Genomic DNA, 2062 nt, shown 5'->3' with positions numbered 1-2062 from the left:
TCTCAGCTTCCTTCGGAGCCTCATTCTGAGCTTCCTCAGTCTTTGCAGCAGGCTTGTTTTCGGTTTTATTATCGGACTTGCCGTTTGCTTTCTTTTCGTTTTTCTGTTCAGATTCCTGCTTTTCGGCAATATCGCCCTTAGATTCGATAAAAAGCTCATCATCGGCAATACTTCCGACAAATCTTAGCTGTTTTACGGGGATTCTCTTTAGAGGAGAATATATAAATGCTTTGCATGAATAATTCTGTTCAACGAGACCTCTTTTTTCGCAAAGGACTCTGTTACCGTCCTTAGTTCTCTTACCGTACATACAGTAATCGCACTTAGGCTCAATCTTTTTATCGAAATATTTAGCTCCGCCCTGGAAAAATGAGAATAAACCCATTGATGATCACCTCAAAAATAAATCTAAAAACAGTATAACACAAATACAAAGATTTGTCCAGTGATTTTTTAAAAATTATATAATTTTTTTAAAATACAATTATCTGATTGTATAAGATAAACAAAAATCAGCAGAAGCATTATGTTATCAGTTGCTAACAATAAAAAATTGACAATATTATAACAATGTGGTATGATAATAACAGCGGAAGGCAGGATTTATTCTGCTTTTGGCTGATAAAATAATTATTGTTATCGGGCAGCAGGGTGAGAACTCTGTTTTCGGACAGCAGTTGAGCAATATCATATGCAGATACTGTCCGTCCGTCTGGGCGGATTTTTTATTGACTGCTTTTCTGCCTGCAAAGGAGGAGAAATGGAAAGTAAAAGGATAGCGGTAGCAGCAATCGTGATTGATGAACAGTCAGCTTCCGTGGAGGTCAACAGTGTTCTTCACGACTACAGCGATATAATCATCGGGCGAATGGGTCTGCCATATAAGGAAAGAGGCATATCACTCATATCAGTGGCGCTTGACGCCGAACCCGACGTCATAAGCAGTCTCACGGGCAGACTCGGACAGATACAGGGCGTTTCCGTCAAGGCTGCTATTTCAAAGAAGTAAAAGGTGAGCTTAATGAGAAGAAATGACAGGGAAATAACCGACGAAATAGCTGTCAGGCGGTTTATTTCGGGAGAGAAGATACTTCGTGTAGGCTTCAATGACAATGGCGAGGTCTATATCGTGCCTGTAAACTACGGATATTCTGAGGCTGACGGCAGATATACCTTCTATTTTCACGGTGCCGCGGCGGGAAGAAAGTACGAGCTTGCCCATAGCGCACCGTCCGTGGGCTTTGAAATAGACGGCAGGTATGAGCTTATAGGAGCTGACACAGCCTGCGGTCACTCTGCGAGGTTTATGAGCGTTATCGGTACAGGAGTTCTTTCCCTGATAGATGGCTCTGACGAAAAGAAAGCTGCTCTTGAATATGTGATGAAGCAGGCAGCAGGCAGGACGGGGCTTGCGTACAGCGATGAAGTTCTGAGCCGTACCGCGGTGTATAAACTTGAAGTAAAAACAATGTCATGTAAGGCGAAATAAGTACAGGAGGAAATATATATGTATGATGTTAAGTCTATGAATGCGGACGATTTTATAAATGACGAGGAGATACTTGCAACTTTGGAGTACGCCGATAAGAACAAGCATAACCGCGAGCTTATCGAGCAGATACTTGAAAAGGCAAGACCTAAGAAAACAGGCAGGGGAGTTGAATGTGCAGGACTTTCACACCGTGAGGCAAGCGTTCTTCTTGCCTGTGATATCCCTGAAATGACCGAGAAGATGTATGAGCTTGCAAAGGAGATAAAGCAGGCATTTTACGGTAACAGAATAGTAATGTTCGCACCGCTTTATCTTTCCAACTACTGTGTAAACAAGTGCGTATACTGTCCGTATCATATGCAGAACAAGGAGATCCCACGCAAGAAGCTCACTCAGGAGGAAGTGCGTCAGGAGGTCATTGCGCTTCAGGATATGGGACACAAGCGTCTTGCTATCGAGTCGGGAGAGGACCCTGTAAACAATCCTATCGAATACATCCTCGAATGTATCAATACGATCTACTCGATCAAGCACAAGAACGGAGCTATCCGCCGTGTAAACGTAAATATC

At 42.9% G+C, this 2062-nt stretch carries 4 protein-coding genes; 3 read left to right on the top strand and 1 reads right to left on the bottom strand.

All coding sequences use genetic code 11. From position 1 onward, the window contains the following. A partial coding sequence (locus tag K5677_RS06930) for a hypothetical protein (protein WP_296726173.1) occupies positions 1-385 on the bottom strand: 385 nt, incomplete at its 3' end. Between the two features lie 375 nt (positions 386-760). Here K5677_RS06930 and K5677_RS06925 point away from each other — a divergent pair. The 3 genes from K5677_RS06925 to hydG form a co-directional block, all read left to right on the top strand. Continuing rightward, positions 761-1009, top strand: coding sequence for a TM1266 family iron-only hydrogenase system putative regulator (locus tag K5677_RS06925; protein ID WP_294755014.1), 249 nt, complete (start codon positions 761-763; stop codon positions 1007-1009). Positions 1010-1021: 12 nt separating this feature from the next. Beyond that, positions 1022-1489: a pyridoxamine 5'-phosphate oxidase family protein gene (locus K5677_RS06920; RefSeq protein ID WP_296726172.1), complete on the top strand. Its 468-nt coding sequence runs from the start codon at positions 1022-1024 to the stop codon at positions 1487-1489. 18 nt (positions 1490-1507) lie between these two features. Then, the coding region (gene hydG, locus K5677_RS06915; protein ID WP_296726169.1) for a [FeFe] hydrogenase H-cluster radical SAM maturase HydG at positions 1508-2062 on the top strand (555 nt) is incomplete at its 3' end.

It is taken from the genome of Ruminococcus sp., assembly GCF_024684275.1.
The sequence above is the reverse complement of the archived record's forward strand: the minus strand, read 5'-3'. Positions and strand labels throughout refer to the sequence as shown.